The following is a 22,565-nucleotide window of genomic DNA, read 5'->3' as shown; positions in this document are numbered from 1 at the left end:
CGTAGAAACCTGTCATGCATAAGCCACTGCGTTTCGCGGCCGCCGCGGCCGCCTGTGCCGTCGCCGGCGCCGCCCTGTACGGCGCCGGCGCGGCCACCGCCGACCAGTCGACCGCCAACTCCACGCACGAGCCGTACAACATCGGCGTCCTGGTCAAGGACATCGACGGCTACTACGGCACGACGCTCGACGGCAACGGCGTCTACCAGGCCTCGCCCACCAGCCCGTACGCCAAGGACCTCGCGCAGATCGACGCGGCCGCCCGCAAGTACATCGACAAGGCGGCCCGCAAGGCGCTGAAGAAGGGCGAGAAGCCGGCCGTCGTCTTCGACATCGACGACACCCTGCTGCTCAGCCTCGACTACGAGAAGAAGACCAACTACACGTACAACGGCACCACCTGGAACGACTACGTCAACAAGGCCGACCGCCCGGCCGTGTTCGGCAGCCCGGAACTCGTGCGCTACGCCGAGTCCAAGGGCGTCGAGGTCTTCTACAACTCCGGTCTGAGCGAGGCCCAGCGCCCCGCCGCCGTGGAGAACCTGAAGAAGGTCGGCGCCGATGTGAACCTGGACGCCGGCCACATGTTCCTCAAGGACAAGGCCGACCCGCCGGCCTACCTGAGCGACTGCGCCACCCCCGGCACCTGGAACTGCACCACCGTGCAGTACAAGGCGGGCACCCGCCGGCACATCGAGGACGACCTCGGCTACGAGGTCATCGCCAACTTCGGCGACCAGTACTCCGACCTCGAGGGCGGCTACGCCGACCGGACGTACAAACTGCCCAACCCGACGTACTACGTCGGCTAGTTCGGCGCACGTGAGCAGCGGCTCCCTCGCCGGGCTGTACCCGGCGAGGGGAAGCCGGAAGTTCCCTACGAGCCGCCGCTGTTCGGCGGGTGCGGCGCGAAGTCGCCGCCGACCGTGTACGGCCCGCCGGCCGCCGTCGCCGTGATCGAGTAACGGTCGTCCCCGGCGTCCCGGCCGCCGCGCCGGTGGTTGTACTGCCCCGCGAACACCCACTCGCCCGCCGGGACGGTACGCCCCGCCTTGAGCGTCCACGTGTACACGAGGAAGCCGTCGCGCTCGCCGACCGTCAGCGTGAAGTCGTTCTCCGGCAGGGTCCGCCAGGCACCGGTGGAGGACACCCCGCCGGTCTGCGCGACCCGCAACCGAACCGTGAGCGAGGTCAGTGGTTCCCGGGTCTTGAGGGTGAGAGCGCTCTGCGCCCAGAACTCGTTGCTGTGCGGATCGATGGAGCCGTCCGACCACAGCGGGCCGTTCTCGGTGTCCGGCGCGGCGGACGGGCGGCGTGTGACGTCGGGCGAGGCCGGCGGGGCCGGGGAGACGGCGACCGTCTGCTGCGCGGGTGCGTCGTCCCGTACGGCGGAGGCGACCGCGTAGCCGCCCGCCGCGAGCAGGCCCGCGACCGCTGCCGTGGCGCCGGCGATCCGCGTCCAGCCCCATACCGGGGGATGAGTCGCCGGGCGCTCCCGCCCCGTCATGCCGCCTTCGATCCGGGCCAGCATGCGCGCGCGGTCGGGCTGATGCTCCCCGGCCGCCTGCCGCAGCCGGGCGCGCAGCTCGTCGTGCCCGTCCCGCCGCATGCTCATCGCTTCCTTCCCTGCGCCTCGCCGGTGGCGCGCGCCATCGCCGCCCGGATCGTCGGCGCGGCCCCCTGCGGGCCGAGCAGCCGCTGCAGTTCGGCCATGCCCTTGGAGGTCTGGCTCTTCACCGTACCCACCGACACGCCGAGGGTGAGCGCCGTGTCCTTCTCGGACAGATCGAAGGCGTGCCGCAGCACCACACACGCCCGCTTGTGGAACGGCAGCCGGCGCAGCGCCTGGCGCACATCGACCACGCCGGCGACGTCCGGGTTCTCCGTCCGCTCCTCGCGGTGCGGCCAGAACAGGGCGATCCGCCGCCGCTCCCGCACCGCACTGCGGATCCGGGTGCGGGCCAGATTGGCGACCACCCCGCGCGCGTACGCCCCCGGATGCTCGGCCGCGCGCACCCGGTCCCAGCGGTGCCACAGCGCCAGTAACGCGTCGGCCGCCAGATCGTCCGCGGCGTCCGACTCGCCGGTCAGCAGATGGGCGAGGCGCGCGAGTTCGGCGTAGTGGCGCTCGAAGAAGGCGTGGAACTCCACGGAGGCGGCGTCGTCGACGACTGTGCCCACGGGCGGTCTCTCCTCGCAGCGGTGTCCCGACGTCGGAACGGTCGAACGAAGGTGCGCCGGGACGAGATCCGGAACTGTACCAGCGGCGTACGGGAATTCGAACACCGTATGGCGGACCGAACCCGCCGCAGGAATGCGGGCAGGACGAAGGGGGCAGCCCCCGGGCGGCTGCCCCCAAGTCCCCTTGCCCTGCTGTCCCTTGCTAGCCCTTCAGTGCGGCCTTCATCATGGCCTTCGCCACCGGCGCCGCCAGCCCGTTGCCGCTGACCTCGGAGCGCGCCGCGTCCGACTGCTCGACCATGACCGCCACCGCGACCTCCTTGCCGCCGGCCTTGGCGTAGGAGGTGAACCAGGCGTACGGCGTCTTGCTGTTGTTCTCGCCGTGCTGGGCCGTACCGGTCTTGCCGCCGACGGTCGCGCCGGAGATCCGGGCGTTGGTGCCCGTGCCCTCCTCGACGACCGTCTGCATCGCCGACTGCAGTTGCTCGGCGGTGCGGGAGCCGACGATCTCCTTGCTGCCCGCGTCGTCGTCGTAGTTCTGCAGCACGTCACCACCGCTGTCGGTGACCTGGGCCACCATGTGCGGCGAGACCAGCTTGCCGCCGTTGGCGATCGCCGCCGACACCATCGCCATCTGCAGCGGCGTCGCCGTCACGTCGAACTGGCCGATGCCGCTCAGCGCCGTCTGCGCCTTGTCCATGTCCTTGGGGTACACGCTCGGGTACGCCCGCACCGGCACGTCCCGCTGCTCGTCGTTGAAGCCGAACTTCTCGGCCATCGCCCGCACCTTGTCCTGGCCCAGGTCGACCGCCATCTTCGCGAAGACGTTGTTGCAGGAGTACTGCAGGGCGACCCGGATGGAGGCGTTCTCGCACGGCGCCGACGGGTTCTCGTTGCTCAGATCCTGCGTGGTCAACGGCAGCCGGTACGGGTCCGGGCTCACCGTGCGCTGGTCCACTGAGGAGTACAGCCCGTCCTCCAGCGCGGCCGCGGCCACCACCAGCTTGAACGTGGAGCCCGGCGGCAGCGGCTGGCGCAGCCCCCGGTTGTTCAGCGGCTTGTCCGGGTCGGCGTTCAGCTCCTTCCACGCCGTGCCCGCGGTGTTGGCGTCGGTGAGCGCGGACGGGTCGTACGACGGCGCCGACACGACGGCGAGGATCCGGCCCGTCTTCGGGTCGATGGCGACCGCCCCGCCCTTCTTGCCGCCGAGCGCCTGGTACGCCGCCTTCTGCACGTCCGGGTCGATGGTCGTCAGCACGTTGCCCGGGTCGGCCCGCTTGCCGGTGACCGTGTCCATCACCGTCCGCAGCCGCGGGTCGGTGCCGTTGAGCAGCTCCGAGTAGATGCCCTCCAGCTGGGTCGGGGCGTACGCCTGCGAGGCGTAGCCCGTCACCGCCGCGTACAGCCTCCCGTCCGTGTACGTGCGCTTGTACGCCAGGTCACCGCCCGACGTCCGCGCCGAGCCGGTCACGGAGCGTCCGGCCACGATGATGTTGCCGAGCGGCTCCGCGTACGTCTGGATCGCGTTGCGCCGGTTTTCCTTGTCGTCCGCGAGCGCCTTGCCGTCGTAGAACTGCACCCAGGTCGCCCGCGCCAGCAGGGCGAGCACCAGGAGCAGCGCGAAGACCGATGCGCGCCTGATCGTCTTGTTCATCCCGATCAGAAGACGAGCGGAAAGGCGTCGATCGTTCCCTCGCGCCCGGTTTTCTCATCGTCCGCTCAGGAAGCCCGCCTCGTACGCCGCGATCACCGCCTGGGTGCGGTCGCGGGCGCCGGTCTTGGCCAGCACCGACGCCACATGGGTCTTCACCGTCGCGGGGCCGACGCCTATGCGCCCGGCGATCTCCGCGTTGGTCAGCCCGGCCGCCATCAGGCGCAGCACCTCGCGCTCGCGGCCCGTGAGGCGCGTCACCCAGGCCGGGGGCGCGGCCCGGGCCTGCGCGTGCGCGGCCGCGAGCGTGCGCACCGCGGAGGGGAACAGCAGGGTGTCGCTGTGCGCGACCAGCCGTACCGCCTGCACCAGCGTGTCGGCGTCCGCCCGCTTCAGCAGGAACCCGGCGGCCCCGGCGCGCAGGGCGTCGTACACGTAGGAGTCGTTCTCGAAGGTCGTGACGACGACGATACGGGGCGGGTCGGCGAGTGCGGCGAGGATCTGCTCGGTGGCGCGGATGCCGTCGATCTGCGGCATGCGCACGTCCATCAGCACCACGTCGGGCCGCCGGTCGCGTACGACGGCCACGGCCTCGGCGCCGGTCGCCGCCTCCCCGGCCACCTCCATGTCCGGCTCGGCGGACAGGATGGCGTGCAGCGCGCTGCGGACCATGCGCTCGTCGTCGGCGAGGACGATCCGGATCGGCTCCCGGCTCATACGGCTCCCTTCGTCGGGATCATGCGGTGGTGCCCGGCGGGGCCGTGCGGCTGCTTTCACCGGGCGGTGCGGCTTCCCGTATCGGCAGGTGGACGTGCAGCCGCCACGCCTCTCCGGCCGGGCCGGCCTCGGCGGCGCCGCCCAGCAGCCGGGCCCGGTCGGCGATGCCCCGCAGGCCGTGGCCGCCGCCGGACCGGACGGCCGGTGCGCGGCAGGTGCCGACGGGGTTGGTCACGGTGATCTCCAGACGCGCGCCGGCCGCCGTGATCCGCACGTCCACCGCCCTCCCGGCGTCACCGTGCTTCAGCGCGTTGCTCAGCCCCTCCTGCACGATCCGGTACGCCTCCCGGGAGACCAGGTCGGGCAGCGCGGCCGGGTCCACAGCGACCTCGGCCCGCACCCGCAGCCCGCATGCGCGGGTACGGCGCAGCAGGGCGTCGAGGTCGGCGGCGAGGGTGGGCGCGGGCGCGGTACCGGGGGTGTCACCGGCGCGCAGCACGCCGAGGACGGCGTCGAGTTCGCCGACGGTCCGCCGGGTGGTGTCCTCGATCGCGGCGAGCGCCTCGCGGACGAACTCCGGGTCGCTGTCCAGCACCCGGCGGGCCGCGCTCGCCTGGAGGGTGACGGCGCTGAGGGCGTGCCCGACGGAGTCGTGCAGTTCGCGGGCGAGCCGGTTGCGCACGGCGAGGTCGGCGGCGCGCGCCTCGGCGGCCGCCAGCCGGTCCTCCGGGGTCGGCCCGAGCAGCGCGGGCGCCCACCGGGCCAGCAGCGCCCCGCAGCCGGCCGCACACCCGGCGAGCGCCACCAGCATGGCCAGACCGGCGAGCGGGGCGAGTGTTAGACCCCAGCCGTGGACGAGGACTTCGGGGAGCCCGAGACCGGTGCCGCGCAGCCCCGCGAACAGCGGCAGCACCATCAGGACGACCGCGAACGGCGGCACGGCCAGCGACATCCCGGACAGGATGCCGCCGAGCCCGAGATGCAGCGTGAACCAGGCCGCCGTCCGGCCGCGCGCGGCACGGCCGCGGGCCGGGGTGGGGGAGAGGACGTCGGGGCCGATGCCGCACAGGGTGCGCGCCGCGCCCGCCTCCAGCGGGCGGGTCATCGGGAACAGGGCGCCGGTGAGCGCGGCCAACGGCAATCCCACGGCGAACGACAGCAGTTGCAGCGGCAGATCGCCGAAGAGGTACCGGGAGTCCAGGGCCGGGCCGACGATCACCTCGCCGACGAAGACGTACGGCATGGCGAGCGCACCGCCGAGGATCAGGTGGATCCAGCGGCGGCGCGCCCGCCTTCCGAACAGCAGCCGGGCCCCGGATCTCACGTGGCCGGCTTCCCGGTCGCCGCCGGCCCGGTGTCCGACGCGCAGGGTCCGGCGGCCGGTCGTCCCGCGCCCGCGGCCGGTCGGCCGGTGCCGGAGGCCACGCGCGCGGTGCCCGCCGCCGCGCGCCCGACGGCCTCAGCCGCCCGTCCGGCGAGCACCGCCGCTCGCGCCGCGCCCGGCGCAGGCCGTCCGCCGAGCCGCGCCGACCGCTCCACGAGGAAGGACACGCCGACGGCGGCGACCAGAAGCCCGACGATCATGTGGCCAGCGTAGGTGAGGTTCATCAGCGATGTGGGCCGGTCGGCGTCCTTCTCCACGCCGGTCAGCGAGGCCACCGCGAGCCAGCCGCCCCAGCATGCCGTCGCGCCGGAGCCGAGCCAGGCCGCCGTCAGGGGAACCGCGACGGGCAGCCTGCGGCCCCGGCGGAACGCCAGGAGCAGGCCGCCGACGACGGCCGACGCCAGGAAGACGACGTACAGGACCTCCATGACGTAGAAGCCGCTGTCCCGTCCGGCGACGCGGCCCGCGCTGAGCCCGGCCGTGCCGCCGGACAGCCAGACCAGATGCGGGGCCATGACGGGCGGCGCGAGGACGGCGGCCGCGCCGGCGGACCTCCGCCGTGCGGACCCCGGTGCTCCGGACGGCAGTTGCCCCACGCGGCCGTGCCACAGCCCGCCCCACCGGTCGCGGGCGTACCGCACGAACAGGGCGCCCAGGCACAGGCCCTGCACGATGAAGCCGGTGTACACCAGGGCGAACACCCAGGCGTCCAGGAAGGGTTCACCGCCACCGGCCGCGTGCGCGCGCCCGCCCAGCGCAGTGACCAGCAACTGGAGCGGGTACCCGGCCATGATCGGCGCGAGCAGCCCGGTGGCCACCCAGGCGGGAAGGGCGAGCAGCCAGGCCGGCACCCGCCGCCCCCACGGCCGGGTCAGCAGCAGCGCCAGCACGATCACCGCGCCGTCCATGAGCACGGTGACCCCGTTGGCCACGGCCATGGTGGCGGGGTGCTCCAGCAGCGGGCTGCCGTCCGGGATCCCGAGGCGGCTCCCGCTGATCCAGACGGCCTTGAGGGCGAGATACGGCACGCAGGCGGCGATGGTGACGGCCCGCAGCAGGCGGCGCGGCCGGTCGGCCGGTGGAAGGGGGAGCGACTGGGTCATGCCCCCACGCTCCCGTGCGCCCGTGCGGCCTCGCCTCCTGCGCGGTGACGATCCGCCTCCACCGCAGGGGGGAGAGCGGGGTCAGCCCGGCGGACAGGGCCCGCCCGGCACAGCGGACCAGCCGGCGGGACGTCGTCAGCCCGGCAGCCGGAGCACGACCTCCTCGATCTCCTCGCCGCGTGCCTGCGCGAACCCCGTGGCGCGGGCCGTCTCCCGGAAGCCGCACTTGCCGAGCACCCGCAGCGAGCCCGCGTTGTCGGCGGCCGCCCGCGCGTACAGCGGGCGTTCGGGCACCTCGCCGATCAGGGCCCGCAGCGCGGCCGTGGCCACCCCGCGCCCCCAGTGCGCCCGGTCCACCCAGTACGTCACCTCGCGCTCACCGGGCTCCCCGTACACCGCCGCCGAGCCGACCACGTCGCCCTCGGCGAGGATCGTGCGCAGCACGTGGGACGACGCTCTCAGCCGCCGCCAGTGCGCGTCGAAGGCGTCCCGGTCCGCGGGATCCTTCGGCGTGAAGGCGGCCATGCGCAGCGCTTCCGGGTCGTTCATGTGCCGGAAGAACACCGGCAGATCACTGTCGTGGACCTCACGGAGTACGACATCCATGCCCGAGAGCCTACGGGCCGCCCCGGACGGGTGCCCATCCCTCAGAGCCGGCGGGTGGCGAGGGTCAGCCGGTCACGGGCGTCGAACAGGGCGTCCTTGACGAGCTGTTCGTGGGCGGGCGTGAGGCGGGCGACCGGCACCGAGCAGCTGATGGCGTCACGGGCCGGGGTGCGGTAGGGGATCGACACGCCGAAGCAGCGCAGCCCCAGCGTGTTCTCCTCGCGGTCCACGGCGAAGCCCTGCTCGCGCACCTGGTGCAGTTCCTCGATGAGCTTCTCGCGGTCCGTGATGGTGTTCTCGGTCAGCGCCGGCAGCGTCTCCGGGAGCATCTTGCGGACCTGCTCGTCGCTGTACGTGGCGAGGATCGACTTGCCCAGGGACGTGGAGTGGGCGGGCAGCCGGCGGCCGACCCGGGTGAAGGGCCGCAGATAGTGCTGTGACTGCCGGGTGGCGAGGTAGACGACGTTGGTGCCGTCCAGCCGGGCCAGGTGGATGGTCTCGGTGGTGTCGTCGGAGAGCCGGTCCAGCGTCGGCCGGGCCGCCGCGACCACCTCGTCGCCGTCGATGTAGGAGGTGCCGACCAGCAGCGCCCGCACCCCGATGCCGTACCGCGTGCCCGTGGCGTCGGTCTCCACCCAGCCCAGGTCCACGAGGGTGCGCAGCAGCATGTAGAGGCTGGACTTGGGATACCCGACCGCTTCCTGCACCGACGCCAGGGAGTGCATGCCGGGGCGCGCCGCGAAGTATTCCAGCAGCTCCACCGTCCGTACCGCCGATTTGACCTGCGCCCCGCCGCCCGTCTCGCCTGCCGACATCGCCCTTGACCCCTTCGTTGGACGGGAAATAGTCTCCGAACTGTTCATCATCAGAGACAGTGTTCAGTATATCGAACGCCCTGGTGGGCGGCGACGTACTGGGAGGGACCCACGGTGGCAGCAGCACCAGTCTGGAGTGTCGACCCCCGAACCGGGAAGCAGCGGGAACAGGTTGCGGTGGAAGCCACAGCCCAGGAGGTGGACGCCGCCGTCCGCGCCGCGCACGCCGCCCGCGACTCGCTCGCCGACCGCACCGTCCGCGCCGCCTTCCTGCGCACCGCCGCCGACCGGCTGCACGCGGCGCAGGACCACCTCGTCGAGGTCGCCGACGCGGAGACCGCGCTCGGCCCGGTCCGGCTCACCGGCGAACTCGCCCGCACCTGCTACCAGCTGCGCGCCTTCGCGGACATCGTCGACGAGGGCGCCTTCCTCGACGTCGTCATCAACCACCCCGACGACACCGCGACGCCGCCGGTCCCGGACCTGCGCCGCTACAAGATCCCGCTCGGTGTCGTCGCCGTCTACTCCGCGTCCAACTTCCCCTTCGCCTTCTCCGTGCCCGGCGGCGACACGGCGAGCGCGCTCGCCGCGGGCTGCCCGGTCGTCGTCAAGTCCCACCCCGACCACCCGGGACTGTCCGAGCTGGTCGCGAAGGTCCTGCGGAACGCCGCCGCGGAGCACGGCATCCCCGCGGGCGTCCTGGGTCTCGTCCACGGCTTCGAGGCGGGCGTCGAGCTGATCAAGCACCCGCTGGTCACCGCCGCGGGTTTCACCGGTTCGGTGCGCGGCGGCCGGGCGCTGTTCGACGCGGCCGCCGCCCGTCCGGTGCCGATCCCGTTCCACGGCGAGCTGGGCTCGCTGAACCCGGTCGTGGTGACCGAGGCCGCGGCCGCCGAGCGCCCGGAGGCGATCGGCACCGGGCTCGCCGGGTCGATGACTCTCGGGGTCGGCCAGTTCTGCGTCAAGCCGGGCCTGGTGCTGGTGCCGTCCGGGGCGGCGGGCGACGGGCTGGTCAAGTCCCTCACCGACGCCGTCAGCAACACCGACGCCGGCGTGCTGCTCGACCACCGCATGCGGGACAACTTCGTGGCCGGGGTCGCCGAGCGCGCCCAGCTCCCGGACGTCGAGACGCCGGTGACTCCGGGCGCCGGTGGCGAGCACACCGTCAGCCCGGGCTTCCTGACCGTGCCGGCGAGCAGGCTGGCCGAGGAGGGGGCGTACGACCTGCTCCTCGAGGAGTGCTTCGGCCCCGTCACCGTCGTGGCCCGCTACGAGGACGAGGCCGAGGTCAAGGGCGTGCTGTCCCGGCTCCCGGGCAACCTCACGGCGACGGTCCAGCTGTCGTCGGACGAGGCCGCCGGGGAGGGCCGCGGGGCGGAGATCCTTCAGGAGCTGACCCCGCTGGCGGGTCGGGTGCTGGTCAACGGCTGGCCGACCGGCGTCGCGGTGGCGCCCGCGCAGCACCACGGGGGGCCGTACCCGGCGACCACGTCGACCTCCACGTCGGTGGGCGGCACCGCCATCGAGCGGTGGCTGCGGCCGGTGGTGTACCAGGGGGCGCCCGAGGCGCTGCTGCCGCCGGAGCTGCGGGACGACAACCCGCTGGGGCTGCCGCGCCGGTTCAACGGGCGGCTGGAGCGCTAGCGGTTTTTCGCCGTAGGGGTACGGGCGGATGCGGGCTGCGGGTCGTGGTGAGTTTGCTCGCGCCGTTCCCCGCGCCCCTCAACGGCGTTGCCCGAGCCCTGTGCTCAGCCCAGCGGCATCGGCGCGCGGGCGCCGTAGTAAGCCCCAGTTCGCCGGCGGCGATGCCGGGTCACCCTGAGCGCGTACCGCGCCCGGTTCAACCGCCTGGAGACCGCGGCGTGATCATTCGCCGGCCTGCCTGACGTGCGCCTTGGTGGACGAGGTGGCACCGCGACGGACGACGACGACTGCCGTGAGCCCGATCGCCAGGCCGAGAGCCGTCTGCGCACCGAACGGTTCGCCGAACATGAGGGCACCCCAGACCGCCGTGACCGGAGCCATGAGGAACATGAGCGTGTTGACCTGGGTGGTTCCGGAGCGGTTCAGGATGAGCCAGTACAGCCCGTACCCGCCGAAGGTCGACAAGAGCACCAGCCAGGTGATCGCTGCCCAGAACGAAGGCTCGAGGGGCGGTTTCGCGGCTCCGACGCTCACGGCAAGTGCCGTGAAGACGACGCCGCTGGTGGCGCAGTGGACGGTCAGCGACATCGCGGGGGCGACCCGCACCCGGGAACGGCTCTCGAGGAAAGTCGCCGCCACGAGCGAGAGCATGCCGAGGAAGGGGATGAGATAGGCCCACCAGGCAACTCCGGCGCCGACCGCGGCATCGGCCAGGGTGACGACGACGACGCCGCCCATCCCCAGGCACAGGCCGAGCCACTGCACGCGTGAGACGTACTGATGCAGCAGCGGCCCGGCGAGCGCCCCGGCGACAAGGGGCTGGACGCCGTCGATCAGGGCCGTGGTGCCGCTGGAGACCCCGAGCTGGATCGCGTAGTAGACGGTGAGCAGATAGCCGCTCTGCGAGAGCACCCCGATCACGACCTGCCGGGCCAGGTCCCGCCTGCCGAGGTGTTGCCACGCGGCTCTGCGCACGCCGGCGATGACGACCAGGGTGATGGCCGGCGGCAGGAAGCGCCACATCAGGATCGTGACCGCGGCCGCGCTGCCGGCGCCGAGCTTCGCGCCGATGAATCCGGAACTCCAGCAGAGTACGAAGGCGGCCGAGAGAACGATGTTCACGCCCCACCTCCACTAAACAGATCGGTATACACACTCGCGTCCAGCCTACTATACAGATCGGTATACTCTGGGGGGTGTGAGTGCCACCGAAGGACCGCGACGGATCACCATGACGCCTGCCGCACGACGCGTCCTCGAGGCCGCCGCGAGGCTGTTCTACGAGCGCGGCATCCACGCCGTCGGGGTGGACCTGATCGCCGCCGAGGCCGGCGTGACGAAGAAGACCCTCTACGACCGGTTCGGCTCCAAGGAGCAGATCGTCGTGGAGTACCTCGCCGACCGGGATGAACGCTGGCGGGCCTTCCTCGCCCCGTACCTGGACGCCGCACCCGGACCGGCGGCGCGCGTCCTGGCCGTCTTCGACGCCTCACGCGCCTGGGCGGTGCCGTACAGCCCCAAAGGGTGCAGCATGGTCAACGCGCACGCCGAGATCAGCGACCCGACTCATCCCGCCTACGCGATCATCACCGCGCAGAAGCGGTGGATGCTCGGCCTGTTCACCGACCTGGCCGCGGACATCGCCCCGGACGCGGCCGGCCATCTGGGCCGGACGCTCATGCTGCTGCACGAAGGAGCGCTCGTCGCCCACGGCCTGAACACCTTCGCGGACCCCATCCGCCATGCCCGCGAACAGGCGCGGGCACTCCTGGCCGGCGCGGAGGACCCTGGTGCGAGACCGGCCGGGGAATGAACCCCTCTCCTTGAACGTTCACACAACAGAGGGCGGATCATCCCGCCCCGCCCCCGCGATCCTGGAGTGAGTGAGCCGTGACCCTGCGCGTCGAGATCTGGAGCGACATCGCCTGCCCCTGGTGCTACGTCGGCAAGGCACGCTTCGAGCAGGCGCTCGCGGCCTTCCCGCACCGCGACCAGGTGGAGGTCGTGCACCGCTCCTTCGAGCTGGACCCCGGCCGGGCCAAGGACGACATCCAGCCCGTGCTCACCATGCTGACCAAGAAGTACGGCATGAGCGAGGCGCAGGCGCAGGCCGGCGAGGACAACCTCGGCGCCCAGGCCGCCGCCATGGGCCTGGACTACCGCACCCGCGGCCGCGACCACGGCAGCACCTTCGACATGCACCGCCTGCTGCACTTCGCCAAGGAGCAGGGCAGGCAGGAGGAGCTGCTGGACGCGCTGTACAAGGCCAACTTCGCCGAGGAGCGGTCGGTCTACAACGACGACGAGCGACTGGTCGACCTGGCCGTGACCGCAGGACTCGACGAGGAAGCGACCCGCACCGTCCTCGCCGACCCGGACGCCTACGCCGACGCCGTCCGCGAGGACGAGCGCGAGGCCGCCCGGCTCGGCGCGCGCGGTGTGCCGTTCTTCGTGCTCGACCGCACCTACGGCGTCTCCGGCGCCCAGAGCGCCGAGGTCTTCACCCAGGCGCTCACCCAGGCATGGGGCGAGCGCTCCCCGCTCACCCTCCTGGACGACGGCGGCGCCGAGGCGTGCGGTCCGGACGGATGCGCGGTGCCCCAGCGCGGCTGACCCGCACAAAACCGCAGCTCACCGCGTACCCATAAGCAGTCCTTGGCGGTACCGGGCAAAAAATCGCAATGGACGGGGAGTTCAAGGGGCCGCACAGTGGTCCCATGGAGACCTTCGAGAGCCTCGTCCGCGCCGAGTTCGCCCCGGAGAACACCTACCTGAACACCGCGAGCAACGGCCTGCTCCCGGCCCGCACCGTGACCGCCCTGCACCGGGCGGTCCGGCTGCGCGCCGAGGGCAGGCCGCTCGGTTCCCTGTACGAGGACGTGGAGGCCGTCCGCGCCTCCTTCGCCCGGCTGACCGGCGTCCCGGTGGAGCGGGTGGCGACCGGCTCCTCGGTCGCCGAGTACGGCGCGCTGATCGCCGCCTCGCTGCCCGCCGGAGCCGAAGTCCTCACCGCCGAGGCCGACTTCTCCTCCCTGGTGAACCCCTTCCACATGCGCGCCGACCTCACCGTGCGCGCCGTACCGCTGGAGAAGCTCGCCGACTCCGTGCGTCCCGGCACCGCGCTCGTCGCGGTCAGCGTCGCCCAGTCCGCCGACGGCCGCCTCGCCGACCTCGCCGCGGTGCGGGAGGCGGCCCGCGCGCACGGCGCCCGGGTCTACCTCGACGCCTCCCAGTCGGCCGGCTGGCTGCCCGTCGACGCGGACGCCTACGACTTCCTCGCCGCCGTCGGATTCAAGTGGCTCATGGGCCCGCACGGCGCCGCGTTCTTCGTCGCCCCGGACGCCACGCGGGAGTTCGGCGGGCTCACCCCGCTGCTCGCCGGCTGGTCCGCGGGGGAGAAGCCCTGGGACAGCTGCTACGGACCGGTCACCGAACTCGCCCGCGCCGTCCGGCGGTTCGACGTCAGCCCCGCCCTCTTCAGCTACGCCGGGCTGCGCGCCTCGCTCGAACTGATCGAGGAACTGGGCGTGGACGCCGTCCACGCACACGACGTGGCGCTCGCCGAGCGGTTCCGCAAGGGGCTCGACGCCCTCGGCCACGAGCCGATCGCGGCGCCGGGTTCCGCGATCGTGTCCGTGCCCGGCCTGGGTCACCGGCAGAGCCGGCTGAGCGAGGCGGGCATCGAGGTCTCCGACCGCGCCGGCAACCTGCGCGCCGCGTTCCACCTGTACAACACGGCCGCGGACGTGGACCGGCTGCTGGACGTGCTGGCCCGCTGAGCGCACCCGCCCCGGCCCGGGCACACGACCGGGCCGGGACCCCCCGTCCCACACGAGGAGGTCCCGGCCCGGTGGTCGGGTGCCTGGTCAGCTCACCGGACGGGAGTGAAGTCCCGCGCGCCGATGAACTCCGGCCGCCGGATCGGCGCCGCGAACGGCTCCACAGCCGTGTTCTCCACGCTGTTGAACACGATGAAGACGTTGCTGCGCGGGTACGGCGTGATGTTGTCGCCGGAGCCGTGCATGGCGTTGCAGTCGAACCAGGTCGCCGAGCCCGGCTTGCCGGTGAACAGCCGGATGCCGTGCTCGCTCGCGAGCGACGTGAGCGCCTCGTCGGACGGGGTGCCCGCGTCCTGCATCTGCAGCGACTTCTTGTAGTTGTCCTTCGGCGTCTCGCCGGCGCAGCCGAGGAACGTCTTGTGCGACCCCGGCATGATCATCAGACCGCCGTTGGTGTCGAAGTTCTCGGTCAGCGCGATCGACACGGACACCGTCCGCATCCGCGGCAGACCGTCCTCCGCGTGCCAGGTCTCGAAGTCGGAGTGCCAGTAGAAGCCGCTGGCGCCGAAGCCCGGCTTGACGTTGATCCGGGACTGGTGGACGTACACGTCCGAGCCGAGGATCTGCCGGGCGCGGCCGACGACCCGCTCGTCGCGCACCAGCTTCGCGAACACCTCGCTGATGCGGTGCACCTCGAAGACGGAGCGGATCTCCTTGGACTGCGGCTCCACGATGGACCGCTCGTCCTCGCGGATCACCGGGTCGCTGACCAGCCGGTCGAGTTCGCGCTTGTACTCGGCGACCTCGTCGGGGCGGATGAGCTGGTCGACGGCGATGAAGCCGTCCCGCTCGAAGGCGCCGAGGTCGGCCGGCTCGAAGGGGCCCGGGGCGTCCGGAGCGCCCCAGACGACCGGGTCCTGCCGGGGCACCGTCACTTCGGTGGTGCCGCGGGTGGGGTACAGGTCCGTGACGGTGGTCGGGGTCGTGGTGGCCGTCATGCGGTTCACACCTCCTCGGGTTCGGTGAGCAGCGGGTAGACGCCGTTCTCGTCGTGGTCCTCACGCCCGGTGACGGGCGGGTTGAACACGCAGATGCAGTGGAAGTCCTCCTTGACCTTGAGCGTGTGCCGCTCGTGGCCGTCCAGGAGGTACATGGTGCCGGGCGTGATCGTGTGGGTCTTCCCGGTCTCGTGGTCGGTCAGCTCCGCCTCGCCCCGGGTGCAGACCACGGCCTCGATGTGGTTGGCGTACCACATCGACGTCTCGGTCCCGGCGTAGAGGATCGTCTCGTGCAGCGAGAAGCCGACGCGCTCCTTGGCGAGCACGATGCGTTTGCTCTCCCAGGTGCCGGACGCGGCCTTCACATGGCGGTCGGTGCCTTCGATCTCCTTGAACGAACGGACGATCACGGTGGTGCGATGCCTCCTAGGTCGGGGTGTACGGGTGCGGGCGGGTGAGGGGAGTCTCAGGCGGTCTCGCGGACGGCGCGGGCCAGGGTCTTCAGACCCTCGTCCAGCTCGTCCGGGGTGATGGTCAGGGCCGGCAGCAGCTTGACGACCTCGGACTCGGGGCCGGAGGTCTCCACCAGCAGCCCCAGCTCGAAGGCGCGGTGCGCGATGCGTCCGGCGCGGGCCTTGTCGTGGAACTCCATGCCCCACACCAGGCCGCGGCCGCGGTACTCCTTGACGTCGGCGAGGTTCTCCTCGGTGATGGCGATCAGCCACTGCTCGACCTGCTCACCGCGGGTGCGGGTCTGCTTCTCCATGGCGGCGCCGTCGGCCCAGTATGTCTCCAGCGCGGCGGTAGCGGTGACGAACGCCGGGTTGTTGCCGCGGAAGGTGCCGTTGTGCTCGCCCGGCTCCCACACGTCCAGCTCGGGCTTGAACAGGCACAGCGACATCGGCAGGCCGTAGCCGCTGATGGACTTGGAGACGGTGACGATGTCCGGCGTGATGCCCGCCTCCTCGAAGGAGAAGAAGGCGCCGGTGCGGCCGCAGCCCATCTGGATGTCGTCGACGATGAGCAGCATGTCCTGCCGCTCGCACAGCTCCTTGAGCGCGCGCAGCCACTCCGGCCGGGCGACGTTGATGCCGCCCTCGCCCTGCACGGTCTCCACGATCACCGCTGCGGGCTTGTTCAGGCCGGAGCCCTGGTCCTCCAGCAGCCGCTCGAACCACAGGAAGTCCGGGATGGTGCCGTCGAAGTAGTTGTCGAACGGCATCGGCGTGCCGTGCACCAGCGGGATGCCGGCGCCGGCCCGCTTGAAGGCGTTGCCGGTGACCGCGAGGGAGCCCAGCGACATGCCGTGGAAGGCGTTCGTGAACGACACGATCGCCTCGCGGCCCTTCACCTTGCGGGCCAGCTTCAGCGCCGCCTCCACGGCGTTGGTGCCCGTCGGCCCCGGGAACATGACCTTGTACGGCAGGTCACGGGGGCGCAGCACCAGGTCCTGGAACGTCTGCAGGAACGACCGCTTGGCCGTGGTCGACATGTCCAGGCCGTGCGTGACGCCGTCACGCATCAGGTAGTCGATCAGCGCCCGTTTCAGTACGGGGTTGTTGTGGCCGTAGTTCAGTGACCCGGCGCCGGCGAAGAAGTCCAGGTACTGGTGGCCGTCCTCGTCGTACATGCGGCTGCCCTGCGCGCGGTCGAAGACGGTCGGCCAGCCGCGGCAGTAGCTGCGTACCTCGGACTCGACGGTCTCGAAGACGCTCAGGTCGGGCTGGGTGATGGTCACGACGAATCGCTCCTCAGTGGGAAGTCAGGGTCAGCGGGCCGATGCGGTACAGCACTTCGGGGTCGTGCGGGCCGTCCGGGAACAGTCCGGCGTCGAACAGGACCTCCCGTTCGACCCGCGCGCCGTGCCGGGCGGCGAAGGAGGTGAACAGCCGCTCGGAGGCGGTGTTGCCCGGGGTGATCGTGGTCTCGACGTCGGTGATCCGGTGCTCGGCGGCGAGCCGGGCGGTCAGCCCGTCGAGCAGCGCGGCGGCGAGGCCCTTGCCGCGGTACGCGGCGTCGACGGCCACCTGCCAGACGAGCAGGGTGTGCGGCCGCTCGGGCCGTACGTACCCGGTGATGAAGCCGACCGGCTCGCCGTCCTCCCGGCGCACCACCGCGGAGGTCTCCGCGAAGTCGCGGCACCACAGCAGGTAGCTGTAGGAGGAGTTCAGGTCGAGGGCCTCGGAGTCCCTGGCGATACGCCACAGGGCGGCTCCGTCGGCCACCGACGGGCGGTCTATGAGCAGGTCTGCTGGTGCGGCAGTCATGCGGATTGAATTTACCGAGTGAAATTGAAAAATGCATGGAGGGTGGGTCTTTCCTGCGCGCTCGTTGTGTGTTATCGCGCGAGCGCGGGCAGGTGGGCGATCTGCTGGAAGTTTGTCCGTATTCGCCTGGTAGAAAGGTGGCGAAACGGACGCGATGTGTAACGCGTCACAACCATGTAACCCGCGCGAGATCCGCCCGAATTCCCCCGCTCGGCGTTCGCGAAATCTCCGTGTTTAGGGTCGCGAGAAGCGGGCAGAAGAAGACGGGAAGCTACCCATGAGAATAGGGCTGAAATAAGGGAATGGAATTCCCGGAATAGATGTGTGCCGTTAATTCAGGCGCCGATCGTGCCGTCGATCCGCTCGCGCAGGATGTCCGCGTGGCCGTTGTGCCGGGCGTACTCCTCGATCATGTGGATGAGCACCCAGCGCAGGGAGACCTCGAGGCCGGTCATCGGCCCGTCGGCGATGCGCCCGGTGGCCTCCAGCGAGCGCCCGGCGCACAGCTCCTGCCCGCGGGTCACCTCCCGGCGCCAGATGGCCAGCGCCTCGGCCAGCCCCCGGTCGGGGTCGAGGGCGTACCCGGTCTCCTCACCGAACACCGGCGGAACGTCGAGGCCCGCGAACACCCGCTGGAACCAGGTGCGCTCCACCTCGGCCAGGTGCTGCACCAGCCCGAGCAGGGTCATGGAGGACGGCTCGGCCGCCGCCAGCCGCACCTGCCCGTCGTCCAGCCCCGCGCACTTCAGCTCCAGCGTGGCCCGGTGAAAGGCGAGCCAGCTCTCCAGCATGGGCCGCTCCTCCCCGGTCAGCAGCGGCACGGGGCGACCGTCGGGCAGGGTCTGGTGCGCGTCGTTGGCCATGGCCCGAGCATGGCACGCCACCCCGCCGCCGGCCCTTCGCGGACACGACCGGGGCGGCCGACCGCCAGCCCGTTCTCCACCCCGGCGTCCGGCCCCATGTCCGGCGTCCGGCTCGACGTCCGGCCCTGGCATCTGGCGTCCGGCTCGGCGTCCGGCCCTGCCGTCTGGCTCGGGTGTCTGGCTCCGGCCCCGGGCTCCAGCCTCGGCCCCGGGCTCCAGCCTCGGGCTCCGGTGTCCGGTCTCGGCGTCCGACCTGTGCTTTTGGCCTCGGCGTCCGGCGTCGGCGTCGGGCTCTGGCCCCAGGCTTGGGCCCTGGGGGGGAGCGGGGCGTGGGGCTGCCTGCCGCGCCGCGCGACCCGGGGGGGGCTAGCCAGCGTCCGGCCCAGGCCAGGCCGCGGCGGGCTCCAGCCTCGGCCTCGGGCTCCGGCGTCAGGCGCCGGTCCCGGCCTCTGGCCCCGGCCTCCGGCCTCGGTGTCTGGCTCCGGCCCCGGCCTTTGGCACCGCGGCGGAGCGGGGCTCACGCTGCGTGCGGCGCTGCGCGACCCCGGGGGGACCAGCCGGCGTCTGGCCCCGGCCCAGGTGCCCGGCCCCGCCGTCTGTCCGGCCTCCGGCTCGGGGCCTGGCGCCCGGACGGCGTCCGACGCGGGTGTCCGGTCCCGGCGTCCGGCTTCGGCGCCGGGCCCGCCCACGCCCGCGCACCCCGCCCGCGCGGTCAGCGCCAGGCGGTCAGCGCCGGTCGGTCAGCGCCAGGCCTCGTCCGCGGCTTGCAGTGCCGCCGGCAGGTCGGTGTCCAGGTTCCTGCCGGCCAGGGCCGTCCCCAGCGCCGTCAGGCAGCCGCGTACCGTGCCCGGTGTCGCGTCCGGGCCGTAGTGGTTGACGCGGATCATCTCCTTGGCCAGCGCACCGCCGCCCGCGGCCAGCGGCAGCGCCGGGTCGCTCGCGAGGGCCAGCGCGACGAGTTCCGAGGCGTCCACGCCGGACGGCGCCCGCAGGGTCGTGGCCACCGGCGCGGCCTCGGCCCCCCGGTCCACATACGGCTGAAGGCCGCCGCCCAGTGCCACCGCACCCGCGCGTGTGGCCGCCGCGGCACGGGCGTGCCGGGCCATCACCGCCTCCAGGCCGTCCGCCTCGATGCGGTCGAGGCAGGCCTCGAGCGCCAGCATCTCCAGCTGCGCCGGCGCGTGCGGCAGCGCCCGGCGGCCGCCGTCGAGCCAGCGCTCCTTCCAGTCCAGCAGGGACAGGTACGACCGCCGCGGCGCCCCGGGATTGGCCGCCATCCGCGCCCACGCCCGCTCGCTCACCGACACCGCCGACACCCCGGCCGGACCGCCCATCGCCTTCTGCGCGCCGATCACGCACAGGTCGACACCCCACGCGTCCACCAGCACCGGCTCGGCGCCGACGGAGGCCACCGCGTCCAGGTAGAACAGCGCGCCGTGCTCCCGCACCACCGGGCCGATCTCCGCCACCGGGTTGGTGTTGCCGGTCGCCGCCTCCGCGTGCACCAGCGACACGAAGTCGATCTCCGGGTGCTCGGCGAAGGCCTGACGGATCTGCTCGGCGCTCACCGCCGTGCGGAACGGCACCGACAGATCGATCACCGTCGCCCCGCAGTCCCGCAGCCAGTCGCCGAAGGTCTGCCCGTACGGCCCCGTGATCACGTTCAGCGCGGTCGTCCCCGGCCCGGCGGTCGCACGGATCGCGCCCTCCAGTGGAAGCAGCGCCTCGCCCTGCATGATCAGCACGTCCTGCTCCGTCGAAAGCAGCCGCGCCACCCGGTCCTCGATTGAGGCGAAGCGGGCGGCGCTCAGCGGGGCGAGGTCCAGGAACGGGTGGGTCACGGGGGTGCTCTCTTCACTTCACGGGGTACGGCCATATCGAGGGTAACCGTCACCCCCCGGACCCCTTCCGTCACGGCGTCTTGGGCGGGTTGGTCCCCCTTGCCCTGCGCGTCTTTCTAAGGTGAGACCGCCCCGTAACCATGGGTTTGATTTGAGAGGCCCAAACCTCTCCTTATAATCGGAACTCTCAGTTCCAACACAGGAGGCTCCCTCGTGAACACGCTCCCCGGGCGCCGGACCCGCGTTCTGGCCGCCACCACCGCTGCGGCCGGGCTGATGCTCGTGGCCGCGTGCACCTCCACCGGCAACGGCGGCAGCGGCTCCAAGACCGCCGCCGGCGGGGTCGAGCTGGTCAAGGCGGGGCAGCTGACCACCTGCACCCACCTGCCGTACCCGCCCTTCCAGTCGGAGATCGACGGCAAGGTGCAGGGCTTCGACGTCTCCCTGATCGACCTGGTCGCCAAGGACCTCGGCGTGAAGCAGGAGATCCTCGACACGCCGTTCGAGAACTTCAAGACCGGTGCCTTCCTCAACGCCGGCAAGTGCGACCTGGCCGCGGCCGGCATGACCATCACCGCGGAACGCAAGAAGAACGTCGATTTCTCCGACCCCTACTTCGACGCCACCCAGGCCGTCCTGGTCGACAAGAACAGCGGCGTCAACTCCCTCGCCGACGTCAAGGCCAAGAGCGTCAAGCTCGGCGCCCAGGCGCAGACCACCGGCGAGGACTACGCCAAGAGCAAGGGCTTCGACCCGGTCTCCTTCGAGTCCTCCGACGCCGTCATCAACGGCCTGCGCACCGGCCAGGTCAAGGCCGTCATCATCGACTACCCCGTCGTCCAGGGCTGGCTGAAGGACAAGGCCAACGCGGACAAGTTCAAGGTCGTCGACAACCTGAAGACCGGTGAGCAGTACGGCTTCACCGTCAAGAAGGGCAACACCAAGCTGCGCGAGGCCATCAACAAGGCGATCGCGAAGGCCAAGTCCGACGGCACGTACAAGAAGCTGTACGAGCAGTGGATCGGCCCCTACGACGCCTCCGTCGCCTCGCCGTCCGCCTCATGACCGCGACGGACACCGAACTCCAGCCTCGCAAGAAGGGTCTGACCCGGCGTCAGAAGCGCAGCGTCTCGCGCGGTGTGCAGTACGCCGTCTTCGTCGCCGCCGTGGTCGCGCTCGCGGTCACGGCGGACTGGGGGCGGCTGAAGAACCAGTTCGCGCAGGGCAGCATCGCGCGCCAGATGTTCCCGGACGTCATCACGCTCGCGCTGAAGAACACCGTGCTGTACACGGTGTCCGGCTTCGTCGTCGGACTCGCGCTCGGCATGGTGATCGCGCTGATGCGGCTGTCGTCCGTCGGCCCCTACCGCTGGCTGGCCGGCATCTACATCGAGATCTTCCGCGGCCTGCCCGCCCTGCTGATCTTCATCTTCATCGGCGTCGCCGTCCCGCTCGCCTTCCCCGGCACCGAGATCGTCGGCGGTACCTACGGCAAGGTCGCCATCGCGCTCGGGCTGGTCGCCGCCGCCTACATGGCCGAGACGATCCGCGCCGGCATCCAGGCCGTGCCCAAGGGGCAGATGGAGGCCGCCCGTTCGCTGGGCTTCTCGCCCGCCCGCGCCATGATCTCCGTGATCATCCCGCAGGCGTTCCGGATCATCCTCCCGCCGCTGACCAACGAACTCGTCCTGCTCTTCAAGGACTCCTCCCTCGTCCTCTTCCTCGGCGTCACCCTGGAGGAGCGCGACCTGTCCAAGTACGGCCGCGACCTCGCCAGTACGACCGCCAACTCCACCCCGATCCTCGTGGCCGGCCTGTGCTACCTGCTGATCACGATCCCGCTCGGCTTCGTCGTGCGCCGCATGGAAGCCAAGGCCCAGGAGGCGGTCAAGTGAGCCGACCCGAGATCGAGATCAGGGACCTGCACAAGTCCTTCGGCGACAACGAGGTGCTGCGCGGGATCGACCTGGAGATCGGCCAGGGCGAGGTGGTCTGCGTCATCGGCCCCTCCGGCTCCGGCAAGTCCACGCTGCTGCGCTGCGTGAACCTCCTGGAGGAACCGGGCAAGGGCCAGGTCTTCGTCGGCGGCACCGAGGTCACCGACCCGGACGTCGACATCGACGCCGTACGCCGCCGTATCGGCATGGTGTTCCAGCAGTTCAACCTGTTCCCGCACCTGACGGTGACCGAGAACCTCACGCTGCCGCAGCGCCGGGTCCTCAAGCGGGACAAGGCGGCGGCCGCCAAGGTGGCCGCCGAGAACCTGGAGCGCGTCGGCCTGTCCGAGAAGGCGGACGCCTACCCGTCCTCCCTCTCCGGCGGCCAGCAGCAGCGCGTCGCCATCGCGCGGGCGCTCGCGATGGGCCCCGAGGTGATGCTGTTCGACGAGCCGACCTCCGCGCTCGACCCGGAGCTGGTCGGCGACGTCCTCGCCGTCATGCGCAGGCTCGCGCGCGAGGGCATGACCATGATGGTCGTCACCCACGAGATGACCTTCGCCCGCGAGGTCGCCGACCGGGTCGTCTTCATGGACGGCGGCGTCATCGTCGAGGACGGCAGCCCGGAGCAGGTCATCACCCACCCGCGCCACGAGCGCACCCGCCACTTCCTCTCCCGCCTCCTCGACCCGGCGATGGCCGAGGTGGAGGAGGAGACCTCCGACCAGGTGGGCAACGGCGAGTAGGGGCTCCCTGACGTGGTGAGCGGCGGCTTATTA

23 protein-coding genes are annotated in these 22,565 nt (G+C 71.8%); 8 read left to right on the top strand and 15 right to left on the bottom strand.

Annotated elements, in window-relative coordinates; genetic code table 11:
- Positions 1-14 precede the first annotated feature (14 nt).
- A complete protein-coding gene (locus AB0J12_RS30400; RefSeq protein WP_363267768.1) occupies positions 15-812 on the top strand; it encodes an HAD family acid phosphatase in 798 nt (265 codons plus the stop codon).
- Positions 813-877: 65 nt separating this feature from the next.
- Here AB0J12_RS30400 and AB0J12_RS30395 read toward each other — a convergent pair whose 3' ends face one another.
- The 8 genes from AB0J12_RS30395 to AB0J12_RS30360 form a co-directional block, all read right to left on the bottom strand.
- Positions 878-1,615, bottom strand: a complete 738-nt coding sequence (locus tag AB0J12_RS30395; protein WP_363267767.1) for a hypothetical protein — start codon at positions 1,613-1,615, stop codon at positions 878-880.
- Positions 1,612-2,181 carry a SigE family RNA polymerase sigma factor gene (locus tag AB0J12_RS30390; protein WP_363267765.1) on the bottom strand — a complete coding sequence of 190 codons (570 nt, stop codon included), beginning with the start codon at positions 2,179-2,181 and terminating at the stop codon, positions 1,612-1,614. Before AB0J12_RS30390 ends, AB0J12_RS30395 begins: the two co-directional genes overlap by 4 nt.
- Before the next feature lie 202 nt (positions 2,182-2,383).
- Positions 2,384-3,835, bottom strand: a complete 1,452-nt coding sequence (locus AB0J12_RS30385) for a penicillin-binding transpeptidase domain-containing protein (protein ID WP_363267763.1) — start codon at positions 3,833-3,835, stop codon at positions 2,384-2,386.
- A 54-nt stretch (positions 3,836-3,889) separates the two neighbouring features.
- On the bottom strand, positions 3,890-4,549 hold the full coding sequence (locus AB0J12_RS30380; RefSeq protein ID WP_363267761.1) for a response regulator transcription factor: 660 nt from the start codon (positions 4,547-4,549) through the stop codon (positions 3,890-3,892).
- 19 nt (positions 4,550-4,568) lie between these two features.
- Complete coding sequence (locus AB0J12_RS30375; RefSeq protein ID WP_363267759.1) at positions 4,569-5,873, bottom strand: histidine kinase; 1,305 nt, start codon at positions 5,871-5,873, stop codon at positions 4,569-4,571.
- Complete coding sequence (locus tag AB0J12_RS30370; protein ID WP_363267758.1) at positions 5,870-7,036, bottom strand: hypothetical protein; 1,167 nt, start codon at positions 7,034-7,036, stop codon at positions 5,870-5,872. The genes AB0J12_RS30375 and AB0J12_RS30370 overlap by 4 nt, the downstream gene beginning before the upstream one ends.
- A gap of 135 nt (positions 7,037-7,171) precedes the next feature.
- Entirely contained in the window at positions 7,172-7,642 is a 471-nt protein-coding gene (locus AB0J12_RS30365) for a GNAT family N-acetyltransferase (protein WP_363267756.1), read from the bottom strand.
- A gap of 41 nt (positions 7,643-7,683) precedes the next feature.
- Positions 7,684-8,457 carry an IclR family transcriptional regulator gene (locus AB0J12_RS30360; RefSeq protein WP_363267754.1) on the bottom strand — a complete coding sequence of 258 codons (774 nt, stop codon included), beginning with the start codon at positions 8,455-8,457 and terminating at the stop codon, positions 7,684-7,686.
- Positions 8,458-8,571: 114 nt separating this feature from the next.
- Between AB0J12_RS30360 and AB0J12_RS30355 the strand changes: the two genes are divergently transcribed.
- A complete protein-coding gene (locus tag AB0J12_RS30355) occupies positions 8,572-10,101 on the top strand; it encodes an aldehyde dehydrogenase (NADP(+)) (protein ID WP_363267752.1) in 1,530 nt (509 codons plus the stop codon).
- 222 nt (positions 10,102-10,323) lie between these two features.
- Here AB0J12_RS30355 and AB0J12_RS30350 read toward each other — a convergent pair whose 3' ends face one another.
- Positions 10,324-11,223 (bottom strand): DMT family transporter, encoded by a 900-nt coding sequence (locus AB0J12_RS30350; protein ID WP_363267750.1) that lies wholly within the window; start codon positions 11,221-11,223, stop codon positions 10,324-10,326.
- A gap of 109 nt (positions 11,224-11,332) precedes the next feature.
- Between AB0J12_RS30350 and AB0J12_RS30345 the strand changes: the two genes are divergently transcribed.
- The 3 genes from AB0J12_RS30345 to AB0J12_RS30335 all read left to right on the top strand — a co-directional run bounded on the left by AB0J12_RS30345 (position 11,333) and on the right by AB0J12_RS30335 (position 13,880).
- Positions 11,333-11,914 carry a helix-turn-helix domain-containing protein gene (locus AB0J12_RS30345; protein WP_363267798.1) on the top strand — a complete coding sequence of 194 codons (582 nt, stop codon included), beginning with the start codon at positions 11,333-11,335 and terminating at the stop codon, positions 11,912-11,914.
- An 83-nt stretch (positions 11,915-11,997) separates the two neighbouring features.
- Positions 11,998-12,714, top strand: a complete 717-nt coding sequence (locus AB0J12_RS30340) for a DsbA family oxidoreductase (RefSeq protein WP_363267797.1) — start codon at positions 11,998-12,000, stop codon at positions 12,712-12,714.
- Positions 12,715-12,818: 104 nt separating this feature from the next.
- Entirely contained in the window at positions 12,819-13,880 is a 1,062-nt protein-coding gene (locus tag AB0J12_RS30335) for an aminotransferase class V-fold PLP-dependent enzyme (RefSeq protein ID WP_363267749.1), read from the top strand.
- A gap of 92 nt (positions 13,881-13,972) precedes the next feature.
- Here the strand turns inward: AB0J12_RS30335 and thpD are convergent, their stop codons facing one another.
- From thpD to AB0J12_RS30305, 6 genes are all read right to left on the bottom strand, one after another.
- Positions 13,973-14,878 (bottom strand): ectoine hydroxylase, encoded by a 906-nt coding sequence (gene thpD / locus AB0J12_RS30330; RefSeq protein ID WP_363267747.1) that lies wholly within the window; start codon positions 14,876-14,878, stop codon positions 13,973-13,975.
- 5 nt (positions 14,879-14,883) lie between these two features.
- Positions 14,884-15,288 carry an ectoine synthase gene (locus AB0J12_RS30325; RefSeq protein ID WP_361636407.1) on the bottom strand — a complete coding sequence of 135 codons (405 nt, stop codon included), beginning with the start codon at positions 15,286-15,288 and terminating at the stop codon, positions 14,884-14,886.
- A 56-nt stretch (positions 15,289-15,344) separates the two neighbouring features.
- Positions 15,345-16,616, bottom strand: a complete 1,272-nt coding sequence (gene ectB, locus AB0J12_RS30320; RefSeq protein WP_363267745.1) for a diaminobutyrate--2-oxoglutarate transaminase — start codon at positions 16,614-16,616, stop codon at positions 15,345-15,347.
- A gap of 13 nt (positions 16,617-16,629) precedes the next feature.
- Positions 16,630-17,145, bottom strand: coding sequence for a diaminobutyrate acetyltransferase (gene ectA, locus AB0J12_RS30315; RefSeq protein ID WP_363267744.1), 516 nt, complete (start codon positions 17,143-17,145; stop codon positions 16,630-16,632).
- A gap of 335 nt (positions 17,146-17,480) precedes the next feature.
- Complete coding sequence (locus tag AB0J12_RS30310; protein ID WP_363267742.1) at positions 17,481-18,008, bottom strand: DinB family protein; 528 nt, start codon at positions 18,006-18,008, stop codon at positions 17,481-17,483.
- A 740-nt stretch (positions 18,009-18,748) separates the two neighbouring features.
- A complete protein-coding gene (locus AB0J12_RS30305; RefSeq protein WP_363267741.1) occupies positions 18,749-19,849 on the bottom strand; it encodes an aminotransferase class V-fold PLP-dependent enzyme in 1,101 nt (366 codons plus the stop codon).
- Between the two features lie 213 nt (positions 19,850-20,062).
- Between AB0J12_RS30305 and AB0J12_RS30300 the strand changes: the two genes are divergently transcribed.
- From AB0J12_RS30300 to AB0J12_RS30290, 3 genes are read left to right on the top strand one after another with little or no spacing between them, the layout of a single operon-like run.
- Positions 20,063-20,914, top strand: coding sequence for a transporter substrate-binding domain-containing protein (locus AB0J12_RS30300; RefSeq protein WP_363267740.1), 852 nt, complete (start codon positions 20,063-20,065; stop codon positions 20,912-20,914).
- On the top strand, positions 20,911-21,744 hold the full coding sequence (locus tag AB0J12_RS30295) for an amino acid ABC transporter permease (RefSeq protein ID WP_363267739.1): 834 nt from the start codon (positions 20,911-20,913) through the stop codon (positions 21,742-21,744). The genes AB0J12_RS30300 and AB0J12_RS30295 overlap by 4 nt, the downstream gene beginning before the upstream one ends.
- The gene (locus tag AB0J12_RS30290; protein ID WP_363267738.1) at positions 21,741-22,532 is read left to right on the top strand and encodes an amino acid ABC transporter ATP-binding protein; all 792 of its coding nucleotides are present in this window, start codon (positions 21,741-21,743) and stop codon (positions 22,530-22,532) included. Before AB0J12_RS30295 ends, AB0J12_RS30290 begins: the two co-directional genes overlap by 4 nt.
- Positions 22,533-22,565 lie beyond the last annotated feature (33 nt).

Origin of the sequence: Streptomyces sp. NPDC049915 (genome assembly GCF_040656475.1) — a bacterium.
Classification (GTDB): Bacteria; Actinomycetota; Actinomycetes; order Streptomycetales; family Streptomycetaceae; genus Streptomyces.
This window is presented reverse-complemented; position numbering and strand designations above follow the sequence as displayed.